Annotated in this window: 30 protein-coding genes and 1 pseudogene; 17 read left to right on the plus strand and 14 right to left on the minus strand. The window is 67.9% G+C overall.

The annotated features are described in order from the left end of the window. Positions 1–9: 9 nt before the first annotated feature. Entirely contained in the window at positions 10–1,248 is a 1,239-nt protein-coding gene (locus tag KF889_00960) for an amidohydrolase family protein (GenBank protein MBX3497986.1), read from the minus strand. 122 nt (positions 1,249–1,370) lie between these two features. Here KF889_00960 and KF889_00965 point away from each other — a divergent pair, with 122 nt between their 5' ends. From KF889_00965 to KF889_00985, 5 genes and pseudogenes are all read left to right on the plus strand, one after another. Beyond that, positions 1,371–2,336: an aldo/keto reductase gene (locus KF889_00965; GenBank protein MBX3497987.1), complete on the plus strand. Its 966-nt coding sequence runs from the start codon at positions 1,371–1,373 to the stop codon at positions 2,334–2,336. Positions 2,337–2,441: 105 nt separating this feature from the next. Beyond that, positions 2,442–2,795: a DUF1428 domain-containing protein gene (locus KF889_00970; protein ID MBX3497988.1), complete on the plus strand. Its 354-nt coding sequence runs from the start codon at positions 2,442–2,444 to the stop codon at positions 2,793–2,795. Positions 2,796–2,807: 12 nt separating this feature from the next. Further along, positions 2,808–3,343 (plus strand): annotated as a pseudogene (locus KF889_00975) (SRPBCC family protein). A 52-nt stretch (positions 3,344–3,395) separates the two neighbouring features. Beyond that, positions 3,396–3,677: a DUF427 domain-containing protein gene (locus KF889_00980; protein MBX3497989.1), complete on the plus strand. Its 282-nt coding sequence runs from the start codon at positions 3,396–3,398 to the stop codon at positions 3,675–3,677. Beyond that, positions 3,677–4,423, plus strand: coding sequence for a DUF72 domain-containing protein (locus KF889_00985; GenBank protein ID MBX3497990.1), 747 nt, complete (start codon positions 3,677–3,679; stop codon positions 4,421–4,423). The genes KF889_00980 and KF889_00985 overlap by 1 nt, the downstream gene beginning before the upstream one ends. A 3-nt stretch (positions 4,424–4,426) precedes the next feature. Here the strand turns inward: KF889_00985 and KF889_00990 are convergent, their stop codons facing one another. From KF889_00990 to KF889_01005, 4 genes are all read right to left on the minus strand, one after another. Then, a complete protein-coding gene (locus KF889_00990) occupies positions 4,427–5,206 on the minus strand; it encodes a VOC family protein (GenBank protein ID MBX3497991.1) in 780 nt (259 codons plus the stop codon). A 74-nt stretch (positions 5,207–5,280) separates the two neighbouring features. Beyond that, positions 5,281–6,264: an aldo/keto reductase gene (locus tag KF889_00995; GenBank protein ID MBX3497992.1), complete on the minus strand. Its 984-nt coding sequence runs from the start codon at positions 6,262–6,264 to the stop codon at positions 5,281–5,283. Between the two features lie 97 nt (positions 6,265–6,361). Next, entirely contained in the window at positions 6,362–7,960 is a 1,599-nt protein-coding gene (locus KF889_01000; GenBank protein MBX3497993.1) for a class I SAM-dependent methyltransferase, read from the minus strand. Between the two features lie 48 nt (positions 7,961–8,008). Further along, entirely contained in the window at positions 8,009–8,161 is a 153-nt protein-coding gene (locus tag KF889_01005; GenBank protein ID MBX3497994.1) for an Rdx family protein, read from the minus strand. Positions 8,162–8,323: 162 nt separating this feature from the next. On the opposite strand from KF889_01005, the gene KF889_01010 reads away from it, so the two are divergent. The 5 genes from KF889_01010 to KF889_01030 all read left to right on the plus strand — a co-directional run bounded on the left by KF889_01010 (position 8,324) and on the right by KF889_01030 (position 11,204). Next, on the plus strand, positions 8,324–8,788 hold the full coding sequence (locus tag KF889_01010; GenBank protein ID MBX3497995.1) for a thiosulfate oxidation carrier protein SoxY: 465 nt from the start codon (positions 8,324–8,326) through the stop codon (positions 8,786–8,788). Positions 8,789–8,803: 15 nt separating this feature from the next. Then, positions 8,804–9,136: a thiosulfate oxidation carrier complex protein SoxZ gene (soxZ, locus tag KF889_01015; GenBank protein ID MBX3497996.1), complete on the plus strand. Its 333-nt coding sequence runs from the start codon at positions 8,804–8,806 to the stop codon at positions 9,134–9,136. Between the two features lie 16 nt (positions 9,137–9,152). Further along, entirely contained in the window at positions 9,153–9,455 is a 303-nt protein-coding gene (locus tag KF889_01020; GenBank protein ID MBX3497997.1) for a c-type cytochrome, read from the plus strand. Positions 9,456–9,466: 11 nt separating this feature from the next. After that, positions 9,467–10,744 carry an FAD-dependent oxidoreductase gene (locus KF889_01025; GenBank protein MBX3497998.1) on the plus strand — a complete coding sequence of 426 codons (1,278 nt, stop codon included), beginning with the start codon at positions 9,467–9,469 and terminating at the stop codon, positions 10,742–10,744. An 82-nt stretch (positions 10,745–10,826) separates the two neighbouring features. Continuing rightward, positions 10,827–11,204: a cytochrome c family protein gene (locus tag KF889_01030; GenBank protein MBX3497999.1), complete on the plus strand. Its 378-nt coding sequence runs from the start codon at positions 10,827–10,829 to the stop codon at positions 11,202–11,204. Between the two features lie 47 nt (positions 11,205–11,251). Here KF889_01030 and KF889_01035 read toward each other — a convergent pair whose 3' ends face one another. Next, on the minus strand, positions 11,252–12,295 hold the full coding sequence (locus KF889_01035) for a Gfo/Idh/MocA family oxidoreductase (GenBank protein MBX3498000.1): 1,044 nt from the start codon (positions 12,293–12,295) through the stop codon (positions 11,252–11,254). Next, the gene (locus tag KF889_01040; protein ID MBX3498001.1) at positions 12,292–13,488 is read right to left on the minus strand and encodes an amidohydrolase; all 1,197 of its coding nucleotides are present in this window, start codon (positions 13,486–13,488) and stop codon (positions 12,292–12,294) included. Before KF889_01040 ends, KF889_01035 begins: the two co-directional genes overlap by 4 nt. Positions 13,489–13,566: 78 nt before the next feature. On the opposite strand from KF889_01040, the gene KF889_01045 reads away from it, so the two are divergent. Both KF889_01045 and KF889_01050 read left to right on the plus strand, forming a co-directional pair. Then, positions 13,567–15,069: an ABC transporter substrate-binding protein gene (locus KF889_01045; protein MBX3498002.1), complete on the plus strand. Its 1,503-nt coding sequence runs from the start codon at positions 13,567–13,569 to the stop codon at positions 15,067–15,069. Positions 15,070–15,135: 66 nt separating this feature from the next. Continuing rightward, complete coding sequence (locus KF889_01050) at positions 15,136–16,371, plus strand: RtcB family protein (protein ID MBX3498003.1); 1,236 nt, start codon at positions 15,136–15,138, stop codon at positions 16,369–16,371. A gap of 60 nt (positions 16,372–16,431) precedes the next feature. Here the strand turns inward: KF889_01050 and KF889_01055 are convergent, their stop codons facing one another. Then, positions 16,432–17,541, minus strand: a complete 1,110-nt coding sequence (locus tag KF889_01055; protein MBX3498004.1) for an S-(hydroxymethyl)glutathione dehydrogenase/class III alcohol dehydrogenase — start codon at positions 17,539–17,541, stop codon at positions 16,432–16,434. A gap of 125 nt (positions 17,542–17,666) precedes the next feature. Here KF889_01055 and KF889_01060 point away from each other — a divergent pair, with 125 nt between their 5' ends. After that, a complete protein-coding gene (locus tag KF889_01060; GenBank protein MBX3498005.1) occupies positions 17,667–18,848 on the plus strand; it encodes a TIGR03862 family flavoprotein in 1,182 nt (393 codons plus the stop codon). A gap of 9 nt (positions 18,849–18,857) precedes the next feature. Then, positions 18,858–19,220 (plus strand): nuclear transport factor 2 family protein, encoded by a 363-nt coding sequence (locus tag KF889_01065; GenBank protein ID MBX3498006.1) that lies wholly within the window; start codon positions 18,858–18,860, stop codon positions 19,218–19,220. On the opposite strand, the gene KF889_01070 is transcribed toward KF889_01065, so the two are convergent. Next, entirely contained in the window at positions 19,217–19,762 is a 546-nt protein-coding gene (locus tag KF889_01070) for a hypothetical protein (GenBank protein ID MBX3498007.1), read from the minus strand. The genes KF889_01065 and KF889_01070 overlap by 4 nt on opposite strands. Positions 19,763–19,793: 31 nt before the next feature. On the opposite strand from KF889_01070, the gene KF889_01075 reads away from it, so the two are divergent. Then, positions 19,794–20,588, plus strand: a complete 795-nt coding sequence (locus KF889_01075) for an SDR family oxidoreductase (GenBank protein MBX3498008.1) — start codon at positions 19,794–19,796, stop codon at positions 20,586–20,588. Positions 20,589–20,599: 11 nt separating this feature from the next. Here the strand turns inward: KF889_01075 and KF889_01080 are convergent, their stop codons facing one another. The 3 genes from KF889_01080 to KF889_01090 are packed head-to-tail and all read right to left on the minus strand — an operon-like array spanning position 20,600 to position 22,266. After that, entirely contained in the window at positions 20,600–21,397 is a 798-nt protein-coding gene (locus KF889_01080) for a sulfite exporter TauE/SafE family protein (GenBank protein MBX3498009.1), read from the minus strand. Next, positions 21,394–21,921: a rhodanese family protein gene (locus KF889_01085; GenBank protein MBX3498010.1), complete on the minus strand. Its 528-nt coding sequence runs from the start codon at positions 21,919–21,921 to the stop codon at positions 21,394–21,396. The genes KF889_01080 and KF889_01085 overlap by 4 nt, the downstream gene beginning before the upstream one ends. Before the next feature lie 24 nt (positions 21,922–21,945). Next, positions 21,946–22,266, minus strand: coding sequence for a helix-turn-helix transcriptional regulator (locus KF889_01090; GenBank protein MBX3498011.1), 321 nt, complete (start codon positions 22,264–22,266; stop codon positions 21,946–21,948). 80 nt (positions 22,267–22,346) lie between these two features. On the opposite strand from KF889_01090, the gene KF889_01095 reads away from it, so the two are divergent. Continuing rightward, positions 22,347–23,225 (plus strand): MBL fold metallo-hydrolase, encoded by an 879-nt coding sequence (locus KF889_01095; protein ID MBX3498012.1) that lies wholly within the window; start codon positions 22,347–22,349, stop codon positions 23,223–23,225. A 3-nt stretch (positions 23,226–23,228) separates the two neighbouring features. Here KF889_01095 and KF889_01100 read toward each other — a convergent pair whose 3' ends face one another. Together KF889_01100 and KF889_01105 are read right to left on the minus strand one after the other, a co-directional pair. Beyond that, a complete protein-coding gene (locus KF889_01100; GenBank protein ID MBX3498013.1) occupies positions 23,229–23,747 on the minus strand; it encodes an OB-fold domain-containing protein in 519 nt (172 codons plus the stop codon). Positions 23,748–23,761: 14 nt separating this feature from the next. Then, on the minus strand, positions 23,762–25,021 hold the full coding sequence (locus tag KF889_01105) for a hypothetical protein (GenBank protein MBX3498014.1): 1,260 nt from the start codon (positions 25,019–25,021) through the stop codon (positions 23,762–23,764). Positions 25,022–25,116: 95 nt separating this feature from the next. On the opposite strand from KF889_01105, the gene KF889_01110 reads away from it, so the two are divergent. After that, positions 25,117–25,998 carry an MBL fold metallo-hydrolase gene (locus tag KF889_01110; protein ID MBX3498015.1) on the plus strand — a complete coding sequence of 294 codons (882 nt, stop codon included), beginning with the start codon at positions 25,117–25,119 and terminating at the stop codon, positions 25,996–25,998. The last annotated feature ends 52 nt before the right edge of the window (positions 25,999–26,050 follow it).

Here is a 26,050-nt window from a genome sequence, read left to right on the forward strand (position 1 = left end):
ACCCCGCGCCTATTTCAGCGTGTTCTTGTGGAACTGGCCGGCCTTCATGATCACCGGCAGATGCGCGCCCTGGTCGAGGAACAGCTCGAGGTTCTTCAGCGGATCGCCGTCGACCACGACCAAGTCGGCGAAGGCGCCCGGCTCGACGATGCCGAGCTTGCCTTCCTGACGCAGGATCTTGGCGCCGACCAGGGTCGCCTGCCGAATGATCTCCAGCGGTTTCAGCACCTCGGCGCGATAGATGAACTCGCGGCTCTGCTCGACCTGCAGCTGGCCGAGCAAGTCGCTGCCGAAGCCGACCTCGACGCCGGCCCGCTTGCAGATCTCCAGCGAGCGCAGCGCGCCGTCCATGACGATGTCGTTCTTGTCGAGCATGTCCCTGGTCATGCCGAACTGCGCCGCGCGCTCCTTCATCACGAAATAGGTGACGAGATTGGCGATCATGAAGCCACCCTTCGACGCCAGCAGCTTCGCCGATTTCGCATCGATCAGGTTGCCGTGCTCGATGGTGCGCACGCCGTTGCTGACCGCGCGGGTGATGGCCTCGGGCGTATAGGCATGCGCCAGCACGTAACGGCCGAAATTCTTCGCCTCGTCGGTGGCCGCGGCGATCTCGGCCGGCGAGTATTGCAGCGAGTCGAGCGGATCGTAGGGCGACGCCACGCCGCCCGAGCACATGATCTTGATCTGGTCGGCGCCCTGGCGCATCTGCTCGCGCACCGTCTTGCGCACCTCGTCGGCGCCATCGGCGATCGCCATTGCGTAGACCATGGCGTTGCAGCAGCCGCAGGACGGCGCCCCGGTATCGGTGCGGCGGCGCGAATCGCTGTGGCCGCCGGTGGGGCCGATGGCGCGGCCGGAGATGAACAGGCGCGGGCCCGGGATCAGCCCGCTGTCGACCGCGGTCTTGATGCCCCAATCGGCGCCGCCGGTGTCGCGCACCGTGGTGAAGCCGCGATCGATCATGCCCTTCATCAGGTCGGCGGCCCGCGCGGTCAGCAGGGTGAGCGGCACGGATTCGAGGTTGCGGATGTTCACCTCGCTCAGGAATACGTGCACGTGGCAGTCGATCAGGCCCGGCATCAGCGTGCCGCCGCCGCAATCGACGATGCGCGCGCCCGACGCCTTGATCGCCTTGTCCGAGACGTCCCTGATGGTCGCGCCCTCGACCAGCACCTCGTAGCCGCCGCGCGCAGCGGTCCAGCGCGGATCGAGCAGTTTCAGATTTCGGAACAGGATGGCGGCCACACGACTCTCCCCGGATGCGCTCCTTGCAAGGCTAGCGCCAACCGCGGCGGAAGTCTTGTGTGTGAGCGCGGCTGCGGGGCTGTCTATGATGGCCCGGACAATCCGCGCGGGTGGGACAATCCATGCAGTACACGACATTGGGCAACACCGGCCTGAAGGTCTCGGTCGCCGGACTGGGTTGCGGCGGCAACAGCCGGCTGGGATTGGGCACCGGCGGCAGCGACGCGCAGGCGGTCGCGGTGGTGCGGGCGGCGCTCGACCTGGGCGTGAACTTCCTCGATACGGCGGAGGCCTATGCCACCGAGCATGTCGTCGGTGAAGCGCTCGCCGGGCGGCGCGACCAGGTGGTGGTCTCCTCGAAGTGCCGGATCCGCCGGGGCGAGGGCCTGATCTCCGGTGCCGATGCGGTGAAGGCGCTGGACAACTCGCTGCGCCTGCTCAGGACGGACCACGTCGACGTCTATCATCTGCATGCCGTGGCGCCGGCCAACTATGACCACGCGCTAAAGGAGCTCGCGCCGGCGCTGCTGCGCGAGAAGGAGAAGGGCAAGCTGCGCCATCTCGGCATCACCGAGACCGGACCAAACGATCCGAAGCAGGAGATGATGGCCCACGCCGTCGCCGAGCCGCCGTGGGAGGTCGTGATGCTGGCCTACAGCATGATGAACCAGGGCGCGCGGCGCGCCATCCTGCCGACGGCAAAGAGGCGCGGCATCGGCACCCTGCTGATGTTCGTGGTGCGCAATATCTTCAGCCGGCCCGCGGCGCTCAGGCAGGCGATGGCCGATCTCGCGGCCGCCGGCGAGGTGCCGGCCGAGTTCGCGAAGTCCGACGCGCCGCTGTCGTTCCTGATCCACGAGGGCGGCGCCACCAGCCTGACCGACGCCGCCTATCGTTTCGTGCGCCACGAGCCGGGCGTCGACGTCGTGCTGTTCGGCACCGGCCGGCAGGAGCATCTGCGCGCCAACATCGAGTCGATCCTGCGGCCGCCGCTGCCCGAGGCCGACATGCAGAGGCTGCGCGACCTGTTCGGCACGCTGGTCGGCGTCGGCCTCGACCTGCCCGACCGCGTGCGCGCCAGGGCCTGAGCCGCCGACTCATCGCCACATTCGTGCGGGATTGACATGCTGGTTGCGTTTCACTAATTAACTTTAGAGTTAATTAGTGAGCGCTCGCGAGGAAGGAGCAGTCCCATGACCTATGTCGATGGCTTCGTGATCCCGGTGCCGAAGAAGCAGCTCGCGGCCTACAGGAAGATCTCCGCCAAGGCAGGTCGAATCTGGAAGGAGTTCGGCGCGCTCGACTACAAGGAGTGCGTCGGCGACGACCTGAAGATCAAGTGGGGTACGCCGTTCCTCAAGCTGGCGAAAGCCAAGCCGGGCGAGACGGTGGTGTTCTCGTGGATCACTTACAAGTCCAAGGCGCAGCGCGACAGGATCAACAAGAAGGTGATGAACGACCCGCGCCTGAAGATGGATGGTTCCAGCATGCCCTTCGACATGAAGCGCATGAGCTACGGCGGCTTCAAGGTCTTTGTCGACGTGTGACGGGCGGCGGGCATGCTCGAGATTATCCAGATCGTGCTTGCCGTCGTCGCCACCGCGGTGATCGGACTGCTCCTCTATGCCTCGACGCGCCCCGACAGGTTCCGCGTCCGGCGCTCGGTGACCATCGAGACGCCGGCGCGGAGGACCTTCCCGCGGCTCGATGATCTGCGCGCCCAGCAAGGCTGGTCGCCGTGGGAGGCCAAGGATCCGGCGATGAAACGCACCTACAGCGGCGAGCAGAGCGGCAAGGGCGCGAAGTACGAGTGGCAGGGCAACAAGCAGGTCGGCCACGGCCGGATGGAGATCATCGAGTCGAGGCCACCGACCAGGCTGGTGATGAAGCTCGACTTCATCGCGCCCTTCCCGGCCAACAACATGGCCGAGTTCATCCTCGAGCCGCAGGGCGTTCGACGATGGTGACCTGGGCGATCTATGGACCGAGCCCGTTCATGTCGAAGCTGATGGGCGTATTCATGAACATCGACACCATGATCGGCAAGGAGTTCGACACTGGCCTGGCGAACCTCAAGGCGCAGATGGAGAAGTGAGGCCGGGCGGCCTAGACTGCCGCCAATCGACGCTCATTCGCAGGAGGCCACCATGCAGGCGATCTGGCAGGGCGCGGTGATCGCGGACAGCGATCGCACGCTCGAAGTCGGCGGCTACCGCTACTTCCCGCGCGAGGCGGTGCGGATGGAACTGCTGCAGGCGTCGCCGCAGACGGCGAATGACCTGAAGTGTCCACATGGGGTGCGGTTCTACGACGTGGTCGATGCCGGCAGGCGCAGCGACCGTGCGGCGTGGTCCTACGAGGCGCCGCGCGATTCGATGAAGCCGGTCGATCACTGGATCGGCTTCTGGGAAGATGTCGAGATCAGGTGATGGCCAAAGGTGGCAAGATATACACGGGCATAGGCGGCTGGACCTTCGAGCCCTGGCGCGGCGTGTTCTATCCCGAGGGCCTGTCGCACAAGCGCGAGCTGGAATACGCCGCGCGCAAGCTGACCTCGATCGAGATCAACGGCACCTACTACTCCAGCTTCAAGCCCGTGAGCTGGGCGAAGTGGCGCGACGAGACTCCCGAGGGCTTCGTCTTCTCGATGAAGGCGTCGCGCTTCTGCACCAACCGCCGTCAGCTCGCCGACGCCGCCGAGTCGATCCAGCGCTTCGCCAACCAGGGCCTGGTCGAGCTGAAGGACCGGGCGGGGCCGATCAACTGGCAGTTCATGGCCACCAAGAAGTTCGACGCCGAAGACATCGAGAGCTTCTTCAAGCTGCTGCCCAGGGAAGTCGGCGGGCTGAAGCTGCGCCACGCAATCGAGGTGCGCAACGAGACCTTCAAGGACAGGAAATTCTACGAGCTGGCGCGCAAGTACAACGCGGCGATCATCGTCGCCGATGATGACGACTTCCCGGCGATCGACGAGCCCACCGCCGACTTCACCTACGCGCGGCTGATGCGCAGCGAGGAGAAGGTGAAGACCGGCTACAAGCCCGCCGACCTCGACAAATGGGCCAGTCAGGCCAAGGCCTGGGCCAGGCGCGGCGACGTCTTCGTCTACTTCATCTCGGGCGCCAAGGTGCGCAACCCCGCGGCGGCGCAGGCCTTCATCGAACGCGTCGGCTGAGCCTCAGCCCTTCTGGCCGACCAGCGCGAAGGCGGCGCCCTGCGGATCCATGCCCTGGATGATCCAGTCGCCGCCTGGCACCTCCATCGGGCCCATCAGCACCTGGCCGCCGGCATCCCTGACACGCTGTGTCGCGGCCTCGATCGGACCGACCTGCATGTAGTAGGTCCAGAACGGCACCGGCACCTCGGTCGGCTTGGTCATCATGCCGCCCATGGGCATGTCGGCGTCGGGTGGGCCGAACAGGTGGTAGAGGCCCATCGGACCCATGTCCATGGTGTCGAACTTCTTCCAGCCGAACAGCGCGCTGTAGAAGTCGAAGGCCTTGGCGCCATCGGCGGCGTAGAGCTCGTTCCAGCCGGTACCGCCGACCGTGCCCGGCGCGACCGGTCCCGGATCGCCGCCCGGCATCGGCAGCGGCTTGAACAGCGCCAGCGCCGCGCCGCCAGGATCGAGGAACATCGAGAAGCGGCCTACGGTCGGAATGTCCTGCGGCGGCACCTGGATGGTGGCGCCGAGGCTCCTGGCCTTCTCGGTGCCGGCATCGACGTCGTCGACGCCGACATAACCCAGCCAGTGCGGCGGCACGTTGCCCTTGCGCAGCTCCTCGGGCATCTCCATCAGCCCGCGCACGCCGCGTCCGCCATCGATGGTGAACACCGCGTAGTGCATCTCCGGCATGTCCTGCGTGCCATAGCCGACGACCTTGCCGTAGAAGGCCTTGGCGGCCTTGGTGTCGGTGGTCATCAGCTCGTACCAGACGAAGCGGCCGGTCCCGGACATCGCGCTCTCCGCACGTGGGTTGCGATGTGCCCTCTTAGACAACCCGATGTAGCGCGGTCTACCGCGAGCTTGTCTCAGTTCTCCGGGGACACGCGGAATTGATAGGGCGCCTCCAGCGCTGCGATCTCTTCGGCCGACAGTGCAGGCATTGTGCTGGCGACGGCCGCGTCGTCGAGCTGCTCGAGCCGGGTGGCGCCGATGATCGGCGCGGCCATGTAGGGCTTGGACCACAGCCACAGCAGCGCGACCTGCGTCGGCCTGCAGCCGCGCTGCTGCGCGATGGCCTTCAGTGCCTCGACGATGGTCCAGTCGCAGTCGCGCCAGGTATCGGCCTTGACCAGCGAGTCGGTTCTGGCGCGCTCCGTCTCGCCGCCACCCGAGCGCGACCGGTTGCCGGCAAGGAAGCCGCGCGCCAGCGGCGAGTAGGGGATCAGCCCGACGCCCTGCTCGAGGCACAGCCGGTTCATCTCGCGCTCTTCCTCGCGCTGCACCATGTTGTAGAGGTTCTGCATGGCGATCGGCCTGGCGTAGCCCTTCCAGTCCGCGACCATGCACATCTGCGCGAACTTGTAGGCCGGCATCGTCGAGCCGGCGATGTAGCGAACCTTGCCCGAGCGCACGAGCGCGTCGAGCGAGTACATCGCCTCCTCGATCGGCGTGTGCGCGTCCAGCCGATGGACGTGATAGACGTCGATGTAGTCGGTCCTGAGCCGCCTGAGCTGCGCATCGATCGCCGACATCAGATGCTTGCGGCCGACGCCGGCATCGTTGGGCTTTTCGCTCATCTTGATGCCGAACTTGGTCGACAGCACCAGTTCGTCGCGCGGCACCATCCGCATCAGCGACTCGCCGACGATCTCCTCCGAACGGCCGAGATTGTAGGCGTCGGCGGTGTCGAAGAAGGTGATGCCGAGATCGAGCGCGCGCCTGAAATAGGCCGGCGCCTCGTCGGCGTCGAACTTGCCCCACGGGCGGCGGCCCTTGGCGCCCCAGGAATTGCCGCCGAGGCAGACGCGGCTGACGATCAGGCCTGAGCGGCCGAGCGGAACGTACTTCATCGGTGATCCTCTTGCGTATCCTGTCATCCCCAGCGCAGCGGGGGGCTTGTCTGGGAGCGCCGGCGCTCCCAGCCCCTCGCCGCGCTCGGGACGGCAATCAGGTGGGTTCGAGCAGCGCGCTGCTCTCGAGAGTCTTGAGCGTGGCCTCGACGAACTCGGCGGCGGCCTTCCGGCGCGCCTCGTCGCCCTCGACCGGCCGGCCGTCGCGCATCAGCTGCAGGCCACCCTCGGCGACGATGCGCATCACGCCCTCGGCCAGGCCGGCGCGGTCGCGCGAGCCGTCGAGCAGCGGCAGGAGCGCGCGCATCGGCACGTCGATGTTGATCGCCTCGTGGCGCAGGCTGGCGGTGTAGGCCGAGTTCTCGATGGCATCGAGGCGCGCGAAGGCCGAGGCGACCGGCCGCTCGGCCGCGGCCGAGCCCACGCGCAACGGCACGGTCGAGAAGTCGATCATACCGACATTGGCCATGCGAAACAGCGCGTCGAGCACGGCGGCCTCCTGCAGCGCCGGCTGGTCGGCCCAGCGCGTGGCGATGGCGATCAGCTCGCGCGGCTCCGCGGTCCCCGGATAGCGCGCCGCCAGCGCCTCCAATGCCGTCGCGACCGAGGCGCTGGCCGTGGTCAGCGTCCGATCTGACGCATCCTTGAACAGAAAGGCACCCTTGTCGGTGCGCTCGGGCTCGAGGCGGAACTTGCCCGACAGATGCAGGTCCATCAGCCGGACCGGCTCCAGCATGCGCTGGGCGCGCCGCGCCTGCTCGGTCTTCACCAGGATGGTCTGGCGGAAGGTGCGGCCGGTGAGGATGTCGATGTACTGCTCCAGCGGCAGCAGCCGGTTGCCGGCCAGCTCGCGCAGCGCCTTGGCGGTATCCTCGCCATAGGTCTCGGCCAGCATGGTGTGGATCTCGGTCTCGGCGAGATAGCTGGTGCCCTGCCTCTCGGCGGCGAGCACGAACTCGGTGACGGTGCAGGGCGTGTTCTCGGCCTCGAGAAACTCGTGCAGCACATAGTCGTCGCGCTGGTTGACGAGGAAGGTGGCCTCGGCGCGCAGCGCGCTGCCATAGGGCGTGGCCTGCGCCACCTTGTCCTTGAGGAAATTGATCAGCGCCTTGGCCTGGCCGACCTTCTGCGCCGGGTCGGGGATATGCGCGACGTGCGCCAGCATCGCGTCGCGCACGATGCGCTTGAGATGCCAGCCGGGCATGACGTTGTAGCTGACGATGGCCATGCCGTTGTCGGCCAGCCGCGTGGCGCAGATGCGCAGGATCGCCTGGCGCACCTGCTCCGGCACCCAGGAATAGACGCCGTGGCAGATGACATAGTCGAACGTGCCGTCGGCCTCGCCGACCTCGGTGATGCTGCCGTGGCGCAGCTCGACGTTCTTCAGCTCCAGCCGGCCGAGGCGCCGCCGTCCGTGCTCGACCTGCACGCCCGAGAGATCGACGCCGAGGAAGCGCGCCTCGGGGAAGCGCAGCGCCATCGGCAGCAGATTGCCGCCGGCGGCGCAGCCCAGCTCCAGCACCCGCGCCTTGTGCACGGCAGGCGCATCGAGGCCGAACATGCGCGCGACGGCCGACAGCCGGCCCGGCTGGGTCAGCGGGAAGGCGTGCGAGGTGTAGGGCGCGGCGTCGTAGTCGGCGGCCGTGCGCTCGAGCGCCGTCGCCAATTGCCCGGCACCATCTCCGTCAGCTGCCACCACTATCCGCGCTCCCTGCCGGTTGCGCGCGGAGTATAGACAGCGCCGTCACGTCCCGGCGAGGGCGTCGATTTCCGCGTCGGTCGGAAAACGGCCGGTCTTGCCGCGGGTGTAGGCAAGCGCGCCGTCGACCGTGATGTCGAACTGCCCGGACCTGCCGGGGATCAGGGTGACGTCGGTGTGCCCGGACCGGGCAAGCATGTCCCTCACACGGAGGGCCTGGGGCTTGTAGCCTCAACCGCTGCAGTATTCGATCAGGACCTTCATCGGCCTCTCCGCATGCGCCGAACCGGGCATGGCGCAAGGATACATTGTTTGACGGCGCGGGCGATATATCCTGAGTTGGTGGCGGCAGGACCGGAGATGGACATGGATCGCTCGGGGCGGGCAATGGGGCGGCGGCGCGCATTGGGCGCCGCCGGCGCGGCTGGCGTGCTGATATCCTTGGCACCCGCCGCCGGAGCCACCCCGGAAACCGCCCGGGGCCTGCTGGGCAGCCTGGTGAAGGGTACCGCGCGCGAGGGCCGGATTTCGATCCTCGCGCCCGAGATCGCCGAGAACGGCGCGGCCGTGCCGTTCACGGTGAGGGTGGAGAGCCCGATGACGGATGCCGACCATGTGCGCGCGATCCATGTCGTCGCCGAGGGCAACCCGGCGCCGGGCGTGGCCTCGTTCCGTCTCGGTCCGCTGAGCGGTCGCGCCGAGGTGCAGTTCCGCGCGCGGCTGGCGGCCTCGCAGCGCGTCCTCGCCGTGGCCGAGCTCGGCGACGGGTCGCTGTGGATGGCGGCGCGTGACGTCACGGTGACCGTGGGCGGCTGCGGCAGTTGAGGTCGGGAGAGGGCGATGGCTGACGACATCAGGCCGCGCATCCGCGTGCCGGCCAATCCGAAGAAGGGCGAGGTGATCGAGGTCCGCACCCTGATCAGCCACGCGATGGAGAGTGGTCAGCGCCGGGATGCCGGCGGCGCGCTCGTGCCGCGCAAGATCGTGAACGCCCTCGAGGTGACCTTCAACGGCAGGCCGGTCTTCGCCGCCAGGCTGGAGCCGGCGATCTCCGCCAATCCCTATCTGGCGTTCTTCATGCGCGTCGAGGAGAGCGGCGTGCTGCGCTTCATCTGGCGCGACGACGACGGTGCGCAGTACACGGCCGAGCAAAAGGTCGAGATGGCGGCCTAGCACAAGGAGAGGGGGGATGACGATGAAGCGGATCTTCGGGGCACTGCTTTCAGTGTCCGCCTGCGTCGCGCTGGCGATGCCGGCACGCGCGCAGAGCGGGCAGGCGATGGCGCAGACCTGCTACGTCTGCCACGGGCCGGGCGCCAAGGGCTCAGGCCAGATCGTGGCCCTGGCCGGCCTGCCCAGGGATCACCTCGCGCGCCAGATGTCCGACTTCAAGGCCGACAAGCGCCCGGGCACGATCATGAACCGCATCGCCAAGGGATACACCGACGAGCAGCTGGCGCTGATCGCCGCGTATCTCGCGGCGCTGAAGTAGGGGAGGCCGACATGCACACGACACGTCGTCGTTTCCTGAGGTCGGCCGCCGCGACGGGTGCGGCGATTCCGCTGCTGGGCGCGCCGGCGATCGCCCAGGGCATCGCCGGCAAGGTGGTGGTGGTCGGCGGCGGCTTCGGCGGCGCCACGGCCGCGAAATACCTCAAGCTCGCCAATGCCAGGCTCGACGTCACGCTGGTCGAGCGCGACGATCGCTACGTCACCTGCCCGTTCTCCAACTACGTGCTGGGCGGCTTCCGCAAGATCGAGGAGAACGTCAGGACCTTCGAGGCGCTCGGCAAGCTCGGCGTGAAGGTCACCAAGGGCGAGGCCGCGGGCATCGACGCTCCGGGCCGACTGCTGCGCCTCTCGGGAGGCAGCCGAATCACCTACGACAAGCTGATCGTCTCGCCAGGGGTCGAGCTGAACCACAAGGGCGTGCCCGGCTACGACGAGGCGGCCTCGAAGAAGATGCCGCACGCCTGGAAGGCCGGTCCGCAGACGACATTGCTGCGCAATCAGCTCGAAGCGATGCCGGACGGCGGCACCTTCATCCTGGTCTCGCCGCCCAATCCGTTCCGCTGTCCGCCGGGTCCCTACGAGCGCGTCAGCGCGATCGCCTGGTACTTCAAGAACCACAAGCCGAAGTCGAAGATCCTGATCCTCGATGCCAAGGATGCGTTCTCCAAGCAGGGCCTGTTCCAGGCGGCATGGGAAGCAGAGTACCCGGGCATGATCACCTGGATCGCCGGCAAGGATGGCGGCAAGGTCGAGAGCGTCGATCCGGCGACGATGACGGTGAAGTCGGGTTTCGGCAGCGAGAAGGGCGCGGTGATCAACGTCATCCCGCCGCAGACCGCGGGCCGCATCGCCGTTGACGGCGGGCTGGCCGACGATCGCGGCTGGTGCGCCGTCGATCCCATGACCTTCGCCTCGCGCAAGGCCGAGCATGTCTACGTCATCGGCGACGCCTCGATCGCCGGCGCGATGCCGAAGTCGGGCTCGTCGGCCAATATCCAGGGCAAGGTCGCGGCTGCCGCCATCGTCGCCGCTCTCGACGGCAAATCCCCGGGAGCGCCGGCGCTGCTGAACATCTGCTACAGCCTGGTCAACCCCGACTACGGCATCTCGGTCACGGACGTCTATCAGGTGACCGATCGCGGCATCGTGGCTACGCCCAATGCCGGCGGCGTCAGCCCGCGCACGCCGACGGCGATGAACGAGCGCAAGCTGGAGGCCGAATACACCCGCGCCTGGTACCAGGCGATCACGGCCGACACCTGGGGATGACGCCGGGGTGCGGCGGCGGCGCGCATGGCGTCGCGCCGCGTGCCGCCTCATATCTCGCGGCGGTTCCGCAGGAGGGCGTCGCATGAAGTGGCTTGGGCCGGCAGCCGCCGGGATGATCGCAGGTCTTCTCGCAATCCCGGCGCAGGCGCAGGACGTCGCCGCCGGCGAACGGCTGTTCAAGCGCCATTGCGGCATCTGCCATATCGCCGAAAAGGACAGCACGCGTCGCCTGCAGGGGCCCAATCTATGGGGCCTGATCGGCCGGAAGGCCGGCACGATCGAAGGCTTCCGCTACTCCGAGGCCAACAAGAACTCGGGCATCGTCTGGAGCACCGAGACGCTCGATCCCTATCTTGCCGACCCGCGCGGGGTGATCCGGGGCACCACCATGGCCTTCGTCGGCGTGAAGAAACCGGACGAGCGCAAGGCCATCATCGAGTTCCTCGACGCGCAAAAGTGACAGAGGGCGCGGTGCGCTTTCGCTGTCATCCCGAGCACGCGAGGGATCTATGGGTTCTCCGCTGCCCTCGGAATGGCAACGGTGCGCTTCGTCCTCGCCGCCTCGAAGATCGCGTCGGCCAGCACCGCCATCGCCACACCTGAACCCGCGTTCGCCTCCGGCTGCGCGCGCCGGGCGATGGCGTCAAGGAAGACCGCGAACTGCGCCGCCATGCCCTGGATCGGCGACAGCGGCATGAACCCGCGGCGTTGCGGGCTCTCATAGAGCGGCAGCCAGCCGCCGTTGTCCTGCGGCATCAGCAGGCATCTGCGCGTTGTCAGGGCATCGAGCATGAAATCGACCGAGGCCTGTCCCTGGTCGCCCGTGATCGTCAGCCGCTTGCGCGAAAACGCGCCGCGCGCGAACTCGTCGGCGTGCTCGCCCGGCACGATGCACGAGGCATCGACCCGCGCCACCGGCCCGTCGATCCAGTTCAGCGTGATGGCGGCGATGTCCTCGAAGCCGCGGCCCAGCCGCTCGACCAGGGTCGCCGACACCTCGTCGGGCAGTCGGCCGACGATCCAGCACATCAGATCGAGGAGGTGCACGGCGTCGTTGAGCACCACGCCAGCGTCACGCCGCGGGCGCTTGAGGCTGATGAACTCTGCCACGATCATCGACATCGCGCCGACGCCCGATACGCCCACGTGCTCGCGCAGCGCCCGCGCGGCGGGATGGATGCGTAACAGATAGCCGACCTGCACGATGCGCCGCCGCGCTGCCGCCTGCCCGGCGATCTCGCGCGCCTGCGTGGCGCTGCTCGCCATGGGCTTCTCGATGAAAAGGTCGAGGCCCGCCTCCAGCGCCGCCATCGCGATCGCGTGATGCAGGTCGCTGGGTGCTGCGATGTCGAGCGCGTCGCATTCTCCCAGGGCCTCGCGCCAGTCGGCGACGATCCTCGCCTTCGGATGCGCCTTTGCCGCGGCATTGCGCGCCGCTGCGGAGCAATCCGCGATGATCAGCGAAGCTTCGTGCCCCAATGCCGCCCAGGCACGGGAATGCTGCGCGCCGAAGACGCCGTAGCCGACCTGCAGGATGCGCGGCGGGGTCAAATGCCGAACGCGGCGCGGGCGTTGTTGCCGAGGATGCGCGGGCGCGCCGTCGCCGGCATCGCATCGACCATGTGCTCGAGCTCGGCGAGGTAGTCGCCGGTATGGTCGGGGTGCGGATAGTCGCTTGCCCAGAAGAAGCGGTCGGCGCCGTAGAGGTCGAGCAGCGCCGGAATCGTGCGCTCGTCGGGATCGGCGGAGATCCAGACCTGGCGGCGGAAATAGTCGCTGGGCTTGTGCTTCAACGGCGCCCGGCCGCCGATGAAAGTCGACGTCACCACGCCGTCGAGCCGGTCGAGCCAATAGCCGATCCAGCCGGCTCCCGATTCGAGAATGATCAGCTTCAGCCTGGGGAAGCGATCGAAGGTCGCGAACTGGAAGAAGGTGGTGAAGGCCTCGCGCACGCCGTTGGCCGCCGAAACCGCGGCGAGCAACGACATGCGGTGCTGGTCCTCGAAGCGCTGGCCGCGCAGGCGGAACGGCTCGAAGGCGGGATGGATCGCGATCGGCACGTCGAGCTCGCAGGCCTTGGCATAGAGCGGGTCGTGCACCGGATCGCCATGCGCCTTGCGCGTCCAGGTGAAGGGCACGACGAAGGCGCCGCGGCAGCCATCCTTGACCGCGCGCTCCAGCTCGGCCGCCGCCGCCGGCGGATCGCCGAGCGACAGATGGGCGATCGGCACCAGCTTGCCGCCCGACGAACGGCAGAAATCGGCGATCCAGCGGTTATAGGCACGGCAATAGGCCTGCGACAGCTCGGCGTCCTCGAGCTCCGCCTCCCACAGGATGCCCAGGGTCGGATAGAGGATCGCCTTGTCGAGGTTCTCGGCCTCGAGCAGCTTCAGGCGCTGGCCGGCGTCGCAGGCGCCGAACGGCATGTTGGCGGCGTAGGTCTTGTCGGGGTGCGGCTTGAAGGCGTCGAGCTCCTTCTGGCCCATGCGGCCCAGCGTGGCCGGATAGCCCTTGCGCGTCATCTTCGAGGGCTGGCCGCCGACCTCGAGATACTCCAGCCCGTCGGCGTCGCGCCTGATGCGCAGCGCGCGCTCGCGATAGCGCGCCTCGATGTAGGTGTCCCAGAGATCGCCCGGCTCCAGCACGTGACCGTCGGCGTCGATGGCGCCGGGATGCTTGAAGCGATGCACCGAAGACAGGTCGAACACCGGCTGCATGGCCTCCTCCATCGCGATGGCTTCCACCCTGCCCTGCGAGGATAGGGGTCGCACGCGTGGCGGGCAAATTGCATCATTCCGCATGGTGCGATGACGGAGCGGACCATGAAGCGCGTGATCCTGGCGACTGCTTTCCTTGCCGGCCTGACAGTGCCGGCAGGCGCGCAGCAGACGCTGCGCATCGGCATCGGCAGCGATCCCGATGCGCTCGATCCCACGCTGTCGCGCACGGTGGCCGGCCGGCAGGTCTTCGCCGCGATGTGCGACAAGCTGATCGATATCGACGAGAAGTCGAACCTCGTGCCGCAGCTCGCGACATCGTGGAGCTGGTCGACCGACGGCCGCACGCTCAGCTTGAAGCTGCGCCCGGGCGTGAGCTTCCACGACGGCGAGAAGATGGACGCCGCGGCGGTCAAGGCGTCGCTCGACCGCCACCTGACCATGCAGGGCTCGACGCGTCGCTCGGAGATGGGGCCGATCAAGCAGATCGCGGCGGTCGGCGCCGATACAGTGGACATCGAGCTCAACCAGCCCTTCGCGCCGCTGATCTCGGCGCTGGCCGATCGCGCCGGCATGATCATGTCGCCCAAGGCGATCGCCGCCCTGGGTGACAGGTTCGCCAATGCGCCGGTCTGCGCCGGCCCGTTCAAGTTTGTGCGCCGCGTCGCGCTGGACCGCATCGAGCTGGAACGCTTCGCCGATTACTGGGACGCCCGGAACATCCATCTCGACCGCATCGTCTACCTGCCGGTGCCCGACGGCACGGTGCGCCTGAACAACCTGCGTGCCGGCAGCCTGGACCTGATCGAGGCCGTGCTGCCCAGCGACGTGGCGGATCTGAAGAAGGACACGCGGGTGCGCGTCGCCGCCGGGCCGGGCCTGTCGGCCGTCTACATCTCGTTCAACATCGCCAACGGCCCGCGTGCCCAGGCGCCGATCAACAAGGTCCAGAAGCTGCGCGAGGCGCTCGACTGGGCGATCGACCGCGAGGCCCTAGCCCAGGTGCTGTCGGACGGCGTCTACATGCCGGGCAACCAGTCGGTGGCGCCGGGCACGGCGTTCTACGCCAGGAGCGTGCCGGTGCCGAAGCGCGACGTGGCCAAGGCCAGGGCGCTGATCAAGGAGGCCGGCCTCGAGCGCGTGAAGGTGCACATGTCGCTGCCCAACACGACGGAGTTCAGGCAGGCGGCCGAGATCATCCAGGGCATGGTGGGCGAGGCCGGCTTCGACATGGAACTGCAGGTGTTCGAGACCGCGACCCTGCTGCGCGACTGGGTCGCCGGCAATTTCGAGAGCCTGCTGATCCTGTGGAGCGGACGCGTCGACATCGACGGCAACATCTACAGCTTCAAGGCCTGCGATGGCGCGCTCAACGGCGGCAAGTACTGCAACGCCGAGGTCGACAGACACCTGAAGGACGGTCGTGGTCGCGTCTACCTGCCGGCGCGGCTCAGCGCCTACGAGGCGGCCGCCAAGATCTATCTCGCCGAACGGCCATACATCTACCTCTACCACCGCACCAATATCTTCGCCCACGGCGCGAAGCTCGAGGGCCTGCGCCTGATCCCCGACGGGCTGATGCGCGTGCAGGGACTGAGGCTCAGGTAATTCTCGCATAGGGACTGGACGAACCGCCTCCGGGCGCGTAGAAGGCGCGCCCCCAAGGAGGCTGAGATGAGCGGACGTAGCTACGACGTCCTCGCGCAGGACGGTCACAAGCCCATCAAGATGTGGACGCGCGGCGTGATGGTGGCCGACAACGCGGCGCAACAGCTGCGCAACGTGGCGTCGCTGCCCTTCGTCGGCCCGCACGTCGCGGCGATGCCCGACGTGCATTGGGGCATGGGCGCCACGGTCGGCAGCGTGATCCCGACCAGCGGCGCCATCGTGCCCGCAGCCGTCGGCGTCGACATTGGCTGCGGCATGTGCGCGTCGCTGACCAATCTGACCGCGTCCGACCTGCCGGACTCGCTGCTCGGCGTGCGCACGGCGATCGAGGCGGCGGTGCCGCACGGCCGCACCGACAACGGCCGCGAGAACGACACCGGGACCTGGCGCGGCAATGTCCCGCCGCCGGTCGCCGAGGCAATCGCCGAGCTGCGCGAGGGCCTGGACAAGGTCGTCGAGACGCGTCCAGCGCTGAGCCGCGCGGCCAAGCGCATGCCCTCGCACGCCGGTACGCTGGGCACCGGCAACCACTTCATCGAGGTCTGCCTCGATGAGAAGGACCGCGTGTGGGTGATGCTGCACTCGGGCTCGCGCGGCATCGGCAACGCCATCGGCCAGCTCTTCATCGAGCTCGCCAAGCAGGACATGCGGCGCTGGTTCATCAACCTGCCGGACGAGAACCTTGCCTATATTCCTGACGGTTCGGAGCATTTCGGGGCCTACCTGAAGGCGCTGAACTGGGCGCAGAAGTTTGCCCGGACGAACCGCGAGATCATGATGGCCGCGACGCTGCGCGCCATCGGCGAAGCGCTCGGGCGGCCGGTCGACGGCACGGCGATGGCAGTGAACTGCCACCACAACTACGTGTCGAAGGAGCGGCACTTCGGCAACGACGTGTGGCTGACCCGCAAGGGCGCGGTCTCGGCGAAGGAGGGTGAGCTCGGCATCATCCCCGGCAGCATGGGCGCGCGCTCCTACATCGTGCGCGGCAAGGGCAACCGCGACAGCTTCATGTCGTGCTCGCACGGCGCGGGGCGGGCAATGTCGCGCGCCGAGGCCAAGCGCCGCTTCACCCTGGCGGACCACGAAGCGGCGACATCAGGCGTCGAGTGCCGCAAGGACGCCGAGGTGATCGACGAGACGCCCGGCGCCTACAAGGACATCGACGCCGTCATGGCGGCGCAGACCGACCTGGTCGACATCGTGCACACGCTGCGCCAGATGGTGTGCGTGAAGGGCTGAAACGGAAGGGCCGGCGAAACGCCGGCCCTTTTCACTCTACCTTCCCCCGGGGGAAGGTAATCAGTAAACCACCACGCTGCGGATCGACTCGCCCTTGTGCATCAGGTCGAAGCCTTCGTTGATGCGCTCCAGCGGCAGCTTGTGCGTGATCAGGTCGTCGATGTTGATCTTGCCGTCCATGTACCAGTCGACGATCTTCGGCACGTCGCGGCGGCCCTTGGCGCCGCCGAAGGCGGTGCCCTTCCAGACGCGGCCGGTGACCAGCTGGAACGGCCGGGTCTTGATCTCCTGGCCGGCCCCGGCGACGCCGATGATCACCGACACGCCCCAGCCGCGATGGCAGCACTCCAGCGCCTGGCGCATGATCTCGACGTTGCCGATGCATTCGAAGCTGTAGTCGGCGCCGCCGTCGGTCAGCGACACGAGGTACGGCACGAGATCGCCCTGGACCTCTTTCGGGTTGACGAAATGCGTCATGCCGAACTTCTCGGCCAGGGGCTTGCGCGCCGGGTTGATGTCGACGCCGATGATCTTGTTGGCGCCGGCGAGCCGCGCGCCCTGGATGACGTTGAGCCCGATACCGCCCAGGCCGAAGATCACCACGTTGGCGCCGGGCTCGACCTTCGCGGTGTTGATCACCGCGCCGATGCCCGTGGTCACGCCGCAGCCGATGTAGCAGACCTTATCGAAGGGTGCGTCCTCGCGGATCTTCGCCAGCGCGATCTCCGGCAGCACTGTATGGTTGGCGAAGGTCGAGCAGCCCATGTAGTGGAAGACCTTCTTGCCGCCCAGCGAGAAGCGGCTCGAGCCGTCGGGCATCACGCCCTGGCCCTGCGTTGCACGAATCGCCGTGCAAAGGTTGGTCTTGCCCGACAGGCACGATTTGCACTGCCGGCATTCGGGCGTGTAGAGCGGGATGACATGATCGCCCTTCTTCAGCGACGTCACGCCGGGCCCGACATCGACGACGACGCCGGCGCCCTCGTGGCCGAGGATCGCCGGGAACAGGCCCTCGGGATCGGCGCCCGACCAGGTGAACTCGTCGGTGTGGCAGATGCCGGTGGCCTTGATCTCGACCAGCACCTCGCCCGCGCGCGGTCCCTCGAGGTCGACAGTCTCGATCACCAGCGGCTTCTTGGCCTCGAGCGCGATCGCGGCACGGGTCTTCATGCGAGAGTTCCTTGTGCTGGGGGCACGCCACTCCAGTGGCGCGTCTCAGCTCGTTTCACCAAAGACGCGCCACTGGAGTGGCGCGCCCCGACCATCCTAATCGCAGCGCGACAGGGCGCGCCAGCATGAAGCCCACGGTGACTGTGGTCGGCGGCGGCCCCGCCGGCCTGATGGCGGCCGAGGTGCTGGCCGGCGGCGGCTGCGCGGTGACGGTCTACGAACGCATGCCAACGGTCGGCCGCAAGCTGCTGATGGCCGGCCGCGGCGGGCTGAACCTCACGCACAGCGAGCCGCGCGAGGCATTCCTGTCGCGCTACGGCGAGGCGCGCGACTGGCTGACGCCGATGCTCGGTGCGTTTCCGCCGTCGGCGCTGCGGGCCTGGTGCGCATCGCTGGGCGAGGAGACCTTCGTCGGCTCCAGCGGCCGCGTGTTTCCGAAGAGCTTCAAGGCCTCGCCGCTCCTGCGCGCGTGGCAGCGTCGGCTCGATTCGTTGGGCGTGCGCATCGAGACGCAGCACCGCTGGCTGGGTTGGGCCGACATCCGTGCCGATGCGAGCGTGCTGGCCCTCGGCGGCGCATCCTGGCCGCGGCTGGGCTCAGACGCATCGTGGGTCGGCATTCTGCGCCAGCGCGGTGTCGTCGTCAGTCCGCTGCGTCCGGCGAACTGCGGCTTCGAGGTCGATTGGAGCGATCACCTGCGCGAGCGCTTCGCCGGCCAGCCGCTCAAGCGCATCGCGCTGTCGTTCGGCGAGCAGCGGGTGCGCGGCGAGGCGATGATCACCGCGCACGGCCTGGAGGGCGGCGCCGTCTATGCGCTCGCGGCGACCCTGCGCGAGGCGATCCTGCGCGATGGTCGCGCGGTCGTGAATGTCGACCTGCTGCCCGATCTCGACGAGTCCGATATAGGCCGGCGGCTGTCCGAGCCGCGCGGCGCGCGCTCCCTGTCTACCATCCTGCGCCGCATTGGCCTGTCGGCCGCCGCCGTGGCGCTGCTGCACGAGAACCGGTTCGGCGCGACGCCGGCCGAGATCGCGGCGCGGATCAAGCGCGCGCCCGTGATCGTCGTCGCCGCCCGCCCAATCGAGCGCGCGATCTCGACCGCCGGCGGCATCGCGCGCGACGAGGTCGACGATGCGCTGATGCTCAAGCGCATCCCCGGCGTGTTTGTCGCCGGCGAGATGCTCGACTGGGAGGCACCGACCGGCGGCTACCTGCTGCAGGCGACCTTCGCGACAGCGGTTACCGCCGCGCATGGCGCGCTGGGCTATCTCGGTCGCCCGGTCCCGCTACCGATGGGGCCGTGGTAGAGGGTCGCAATGTCCGAGATCATCGACGCCTACATGGCTGCCTGGAACGAGCCCAACGAGGCTCGGCGCGACGCACTCCTGCGCCAATGCTGGGCCGAGGACGGCGTCTACACCGATCCGGGCGTGTACCTCGTCGGCGCGACCGCCCTGTCGGCGCGCATCGAGCAGAAGCAGCGCGAACGTCCGGGCGCGCGGCTCGTCCTCATGAGCGCCGTCGATGCGCATCACGGCCGCTTCCGCTTCCATTGGCGGCTGATCAACGCCAACGGTGGTCCCGGGCCGAAATCCGTCGACTTCGGCCAGTTCGGCGCCGACGGTCGCATCGCGCTGATGGTGGGCTTCTTCGGCCCACCGCCCGAGGATCGCGACTAGCCCGAGGCCGAGGCGCTCTCGATCACTAATGCCTTCTTCTGCGCCAGGTCGTATTTCAGCCGCTGCACGTAGTCGAGGTCGCGGCCGGTGACGCGCACGAAGCGCGAGCCCTCGGGATAGTCAATGGAATGGATGTCGCCGACGTCATAGCAGCCGGCATGGCCGGGCTCGAGGCGGTAGGTCTTCACCGGCTCGAGTTCCGCCGGGCCGGCGCCGTCGCCTTTGTCGAGGCGCTTCCACACCGTCATGTCGGTGTGCTTGATCGCCTGGCCGTAGACCGCCCAGGACGGGCCGTGGTCGTGCGGCGGCGATTTGTGTGCGCCATTGTTGACGTGACCGAGCACGACGAAGCCCAGCTCCTTGTCCTCGTAGAGCGTGGTGCGGCCCTTGGGGGCATTCTCGCCCACCGCCTTCTCGACGAAGTCCTTGTTGGTCAGCAGCTTCTCCAGCAGCACGCGCACCTTCTCGCGGCCATCGCGGCCGGGCGTGCCCTTCAGCGCGTCGTGCGCGTCGCGGCAGAATTCGTCGAGCGTGTAGACCATGGTTTCCTCCCGGCGAAACTCGGCTGTCCCGATGGATGCTAGGCTACTCCTCCGGCAGCCGCGCACAAGGGAGCGAGACGTGAAGAAGGACCCGTTCGATTTCACCGGCAAGGTGGCGCTCATCACCGGCGGCAGCCGCGGCATGGGCCGCCAGATGGCGCTGGCCTTCGCCGAGCGCGGCGCCGACGTAGTGATCACCAGCCGCAAGATCGACTCGTGCGAGAAGGTCGCCACCGAGGTGCGCGCGATGGGCCGCCGCGCGCTGCCCTATGACTGCAACGTGGCGCGCTGGGAGGAACTCGACGGGCTGGTCGACGCCGCCTATGCCGCCTTCGGCAAGGTCGACATCCTGGTGTGCAACGCTGGCAGCTCGCCGATCGCGCCGTCCTCCGTGGAAACCAGCGAGCAGCTGTTCGACCGGGTGATCTCGCTGAACTTCAAGGGCCCGTTCCGTCTCAACGCGCTGATCGGCAGCCGCATGATGCAGGGCGACGGCGGCTGCATCATCAACGTCAGCAGCGTCGGCGCACTCAGGCCGCGGCCGCAGATCATCCCCTATGCCGGCGCCAAGGCGGGGCTGAACGCGATGACGGTCGGCTTCGCCTTCGAGTTCGGCCCCAAGGTGCGGGTCAACACCATCTCGCCCGGCCGCTTCCTCACCGACATCTCGGATGCCTGGCCGGAGGAGCACAAGAAGAACAGTAGCGCCGCGCTCAAGCGCAGCGGCCAGCCCGAGGAGATCGTCACCGCCGCGCTCTACCTGGCGAGCGATGCGTCGTCCTTCACCACGGGCTCCAACATCCAGGTCGATGGCGGGATTGCCTGAGGGCTGTGGTGTCAGCCGTAGAGCGCGAGGATGCCGCGCAGGCTGACATAGAGGCCGGCGGTGATCACGAAACCGGCGAACAGCCGGGTCAGGACCGTCTTGTGTCGGGCCAGCGCGGCGTTGGCGCGGGCACCCAGCATCGCACCGGCCACGCCTCCGGCGATCAGCAGTCCGGCGATGCGCCAGTCGATCAGACCCGACCAGGCATAACTCGACGCCGACGCCAGGCCGAACGCGGTGACAGCCACGAGCGAGGCGCTTGTGGCGGCCGCCAGGCTCATGCCTGTCGCCATCATCAGTCCCGGCACGATCAGGAAGCCACCGCCGATGCCGAAGAAGCCGGACAGCACGCCGACTCCGGCGCCCAGACCGACGAGGCGTGGCACCAGGCGCGAGGCGCTGCCGCGCGTCAGCCAGACATCGTCGCCGCCGGCGGGTCGCGAGCGCAACATCAGCGCACCGACCACGATCATGACCAGCCCGAAGAGCGCCAGCAGCCTCTGTCCCTCCGTCGCCTTGCCGAGGGCGGCGCCCAGCAGTGCGCCGCCGACCCCGGCAATGCTGAACACCGCCGCGCAGGGCCAGTGGATACGCGTGCGCCGCGCATGCAGTCCCAGGCTGAAGCTGGCGTTTGCCGCGACCGCCAGCGCGGCGGTGCCGACCGCGGCGTGGGTCGAGGGCATGCCGACGAGATAGACGAGCAGGGGAACGGCGAGGATCGATCCGCCGCCGCCGATCAGCGCGAGCACGACGCCGATCGCGGCGCCGGAGCCGAGCGCCAGCGCGGCCGGAGCGAAGGCCGCGATCATGCGACCGTGCCTCTTGCCGGACGATTCCACGGCATCATCGCCAGCAGCTTTGCCATGCCGCACCAGCCGCTGACACCGGCGAAGACGAGCCCGGCGCCGACGAACGCGGACAACGCGACGAATGATGGCGCCACGGTCAGGGCCAGCACCGCGCCGATCACCACGAGGCTGCCGGCGGTGATCTGCACCTGGCGCATGATCTCCAGCGGCTGCCTGCGGTCGACCGCCACCGGCAGGCCGGCCTTCTTCCATGCTTCGATGCCGCCTTCCAGGATGTACGCGTCACAGGCCGCGGCCTCGGCGAGGCGTTGCGTGTTGGCTTTGGTGCGCGCGCCGGAGCGGCAGTGGAAGACGATCGCCCGCGCGCCGGCGGAGTGGATCGGCGCCAGGCGCGACAGGGCCTCGTGGCGTGCGCCCGGCACCCATTCGCGGCGATGCTCGTCGAGCTCGCGGATGTCGACGAGGATCGCGCCCTGGTCGATGAGTTGCCGGGCGGCCTGTGGGGCGATAGCGGGAAGCGTCATGGTCGATCCTCCAGAGAAAGCGGTTCAATCCCGGCAGTAGAGGCGATGGAGCGTTGCCAGCAGCGTGCCGATGCGGGGATCGGCGATGCGGTACCAGATCGTCTGCGCCTCGCGGCGGAAGGCGACGATCCCTTCCTCGCGCATCCGGGCGAGATGCTGGGACAGCGCCGATTGCGACAGGCCCACGTCATTCGCCAGCGCGCCGACCGTCTCCTCCCCCTGTTCCATGAGCCGGCACAGGATCAGCAGGCGCCGATCGTTGGCCAGGGCGCGAAGCAGGTCGGCGACCTCCGCGGCCCTGCTTTCCAGTGCTTTTGCGTCGATGCGGGTTGCTGCTGTCGGCATGGTCGCTGCTGTTGTTTAGGTATTGCTAATTTAGTATATACTAATATATCTGTCAAGTATCCACATTGGAGACACGACAGATGACGTCATCACCCGACATCGAGGCCTTCTTCGATGAAGCGACCTTCACCATCAGCTACCTGGTTGCCGACCCCACAACCGGTCGGACCGTGATCGTCGATCCCGTGCTCGACTACGATCCCCGCTCCGGCAAGGTGTCGACCGCTTCCGCCGACAGGCTTCTCGCGCGCATCGCCGACCGCGGGTGCGGGGTGGACTGGATCCTCGAGACCCACGCTCATGCCGATCACCTGAGCGCCGCGCAGTACTTGAGGGTGCGCACCGGCGCCGCCGTCGTGATCGGCGAGCACATCCGCGACGTGCAGCGCATCTTCGGGCCGGTGTTCAACGCCGCCGACGTCAGCGGCGAAGGTCGGGAGTTCGACCGATTGGTGCGCGACGGCGAGCGCCTGAGGCTGGGTGGCCTGGAGATCGAGGTGATGCACCTGCCGGGCCACACGCCGGCGGACGTCGCCTATCGGATCGGCGACGCGGTGTTCGTCGGCGACACGATCTTCATGCCCGACTACGGCACCGCCCGTGCCGACTTCCCCGGCGGCGATGCGGGCACGCTCTACGCCTCGATCCGGCGCCTGCTGTCACTGCCACCCGAGACCCGCCTGTTCATGTGCCACGACTACAAGGCACCCGGCCGCAATACCTATGCCTGGGAGACCACGGTGGGCGAGCAGCGGGCCAGGAACGTGCATGTGCGTGACGGTGTCGATCAGGCCGCCTTCGTCGCCATGCGCAAGCAGCGCGATGCGACGCTGGCGGCGCCGGTCCTGCTGCTGCCCTCGATCCAGGTCAACATGCGCGCCGGGCGGTTGCCGCCGGCCGACGCCAACGGCACCCGCTACCTGCGCGTCCCGCTGCGCGTGCCGGAGGGCGTCGCCTGAGCGCTACTCCGGATACCGCCATGGGTTCGCCGGCTGCTGCGCGGTCTCGTCGATCGTCCAGTGCGGAATCGACAGGCCGGGCGCCACGTCGGCGAAGACCATGCGCATGCGGCTGCCGATGCCGACGCGCTTGACCATGTCGGGCGGCGCCAGCTTGCCGTCTGGCGTGGCGAGGTTGCCGACGACGCGCAGCGCCTGGTGCTCGGTCGGCTTGCCCTTCTGCGTGTCGAGATCGACCAGCAGGATCAGATAGGGCGTGTGCTGCCTGAACGATTGCTGGATGGCGTGATGCACCTCGGAATAGGAATGCACCGCGCCCTTGCCCTCGACCCGCGTCCAGGTCGACTTGGCGTGGGCGCAGAACGGGCAGCCGGTGGTCGGCGGGTAGCGCAGCAGCCCGCAGGCATCGCAGCGCTGCAGGTGGAAGTCGTGCGCCGCGCAGTGCTTGAAGTACTCGAGGTTCTCGACGTCGAGATCGTTGATCTCCAGCGGCATGCCGAGATAGGTCGCGCTGATGGCCATGATGCGATCCTCCCTCAGGCGCCGCGCCGCATGACCATCGCCGAGCCCGTGCCGGGCATCGCCCAGCCGAGATTGGCGCTGACCTCGACGTTCTTCACCTGCCGGCAGCCGCCGGGTCGGTAGTCATAGGTGTGCTGGCGCTTGCCGTCGGGTCCGATGGGGCACGAGTCGTCGACGTCGTGCCTGAGCTGCCGCACGTTCTCGACCACCATGTTCACGCCGTGCGTGTAGCCCTCGCAGAGATGGCCGCCGCTGGTGTTGTTGGGCCGCCTGCCGCCCAGCCGCATCGTGCCGTCGCTGACGTAGTGTCCGCCCTCGCCCTTCTTGCAGAAGCCGTAATCCTCGAGCTGCAGCATGGTGGTGAAGGTGAAGGCGTCGTAGGAGCCGGTGATGTCGACGTCCTCCGGCCCGACGCCGGCGTTGGGCCACAGGATGTCCTTGCCGTAGTGGCCGGCCACGGTGGAGATCGGGCCGTGCTGGTAGTGCATGTCCATGCGCGGCTTATTGCAGCGTCCGACGACGCCGCGGATCAACGCCGGTGTGTGCCTGCAGTCCTTGGCGCGGTCGGCCGAGGTGATGACAATCGCCGTGCCGTTGTCGGTCTCGACGCAGCAATCGAGCAGGTGCAGCGGCTTGCAGATGATGCGGCTGTTGAGCACGTCCTCGACCGTGACGCGATCCTTGTAGTAGGCCTTGGGATTGTTGCCGGCGTGCTCGCTGTGGATCGCCTTCACGGCGGCGACCTGCGCCGGCGTCGTGCCGTAGTCGTGCATGTGGCGCATGAAGGTGAGGCTGAACATCTGCCCGGCGCTCTGCCAGCCATAGGCGCGGTTGTGCAGCATGTCGCCCAGCACGGGTGCCGCGGCGCGCGCGCCGGTGCCGCCGATGCGCACCTGCGAGAAGCCGTTCATGGCGCGGAAGATCACCACCGTCTTGCACATGCCGGCCTCGATCAGGCCGATCGCCATGCCGCACAGCGCCTCGGTCGAGGAGCCGCCGCCGAAGACGTCCATGTAGAAGTTAAGCCTGATGCCAAGATCGCCGGCGATGAACGGCCCGAAGGTCGAGTCGCCGGACTGGTAGGACAGCATGCCGTCGATGTCGGAGGGCTTCAAGCCGGCGTCGGCGATCGCGTTGCGCACCGCCCAGCTGCCCAGCGCGCGCGTCGTGATGCCCGAACCGCGCGTGTAGGTCGTCTCGCCGACGCCGACGATGGCGTACTTGTCGCGGAGATACTTCGGGCTGGTGGTGTCGACATCGGCCGGCAATGGCATGGGCGCTCTCCCTCGTTGGTTCTGAAGACAGTGTATCGCGGCCCGGCGGACACGCTAGGATCGAGGCAAGGAGTACCGTGCATGGGAGGGGCGCAATGGACGCGGTGAAGATCGGCGACGCGACGATCACGCGCATCGAGGAAACCTACGAGCCGAACTTCGATGCGGCGAGATTCTTTTCCGACTGGCGGCCGGAGATCGTCGAGAAGCACTACGGTTGGATGCTGCCCGACCACTACGATCCGGCGAGCGGCATGATCAAGCTCAGCGTGCACAGCTGGCTGATCACCGTCGGCGGCAAGCGCATCCTGATCGACGGCTGCGTCGGCAACCACAAGCCGCGCCCGCTGCGCAAGATGTGGGACATGATGAATACGCCCTATCTGGAGCGGCTGGCCGCCGCCGGCGTGAGGCCGGAGCAGGTCGACATCGTGATGTGCACCCATCTGCACATGGACCATGTCGGCTGGAACACGCGACTGGAGAACGGCCGCTGGGTGCCGACGTTTCCCAATGCGAAATACGTCTTCAGCCGCGCCGACTACGACCACTACCTCAAGCTCGACAGCGATCCCGCGACCGGGCCGGTCAACCAGGGCTCGTTCCGCGACAGCGTGATCCCGATCGTCGAGGCGCGGCTGTCGCAGATGGTCGACGGCGCGCACACCGTCGACGAGCATCTCTCGCTCGATCCGCGGCCCGGCCACACCCCGGGCACGGTGGCGATCAATCTCGCCTCTCGAGGGCAGAAGGCGCTGTTCTGTGGCGACATCCTGCATCACGCCATCCAGGTCTATCATCCGGAGTGGAACAGCTTCGCCTGCGCCGACCAGGTCAACGCGCGCAGGAGCCGCCGCCAGGTACTGGAGGATTGCGCCGGCTCGGGCGCGCTCTTGATGCCGGCGCATTTCGGTGCGCCCTTCGTGTGCCGAGTCGATCCCAGGGGCGAGGGATTCACGCCGCGCTTTGGTGCCTGATTCGTTGAAGCGCGCGGGCCTGGCGGCTACACTGTCCGAAGAGACCTTTGCG

The organism is Alphaproteobacteria bacterium (assembly GCA_019635875.1).
Lineage (GTDB): Bacteria > Pseudomonadota > Alphaproteobacteria > Reyranellales > Reyranellaceae > JAFAZJ01.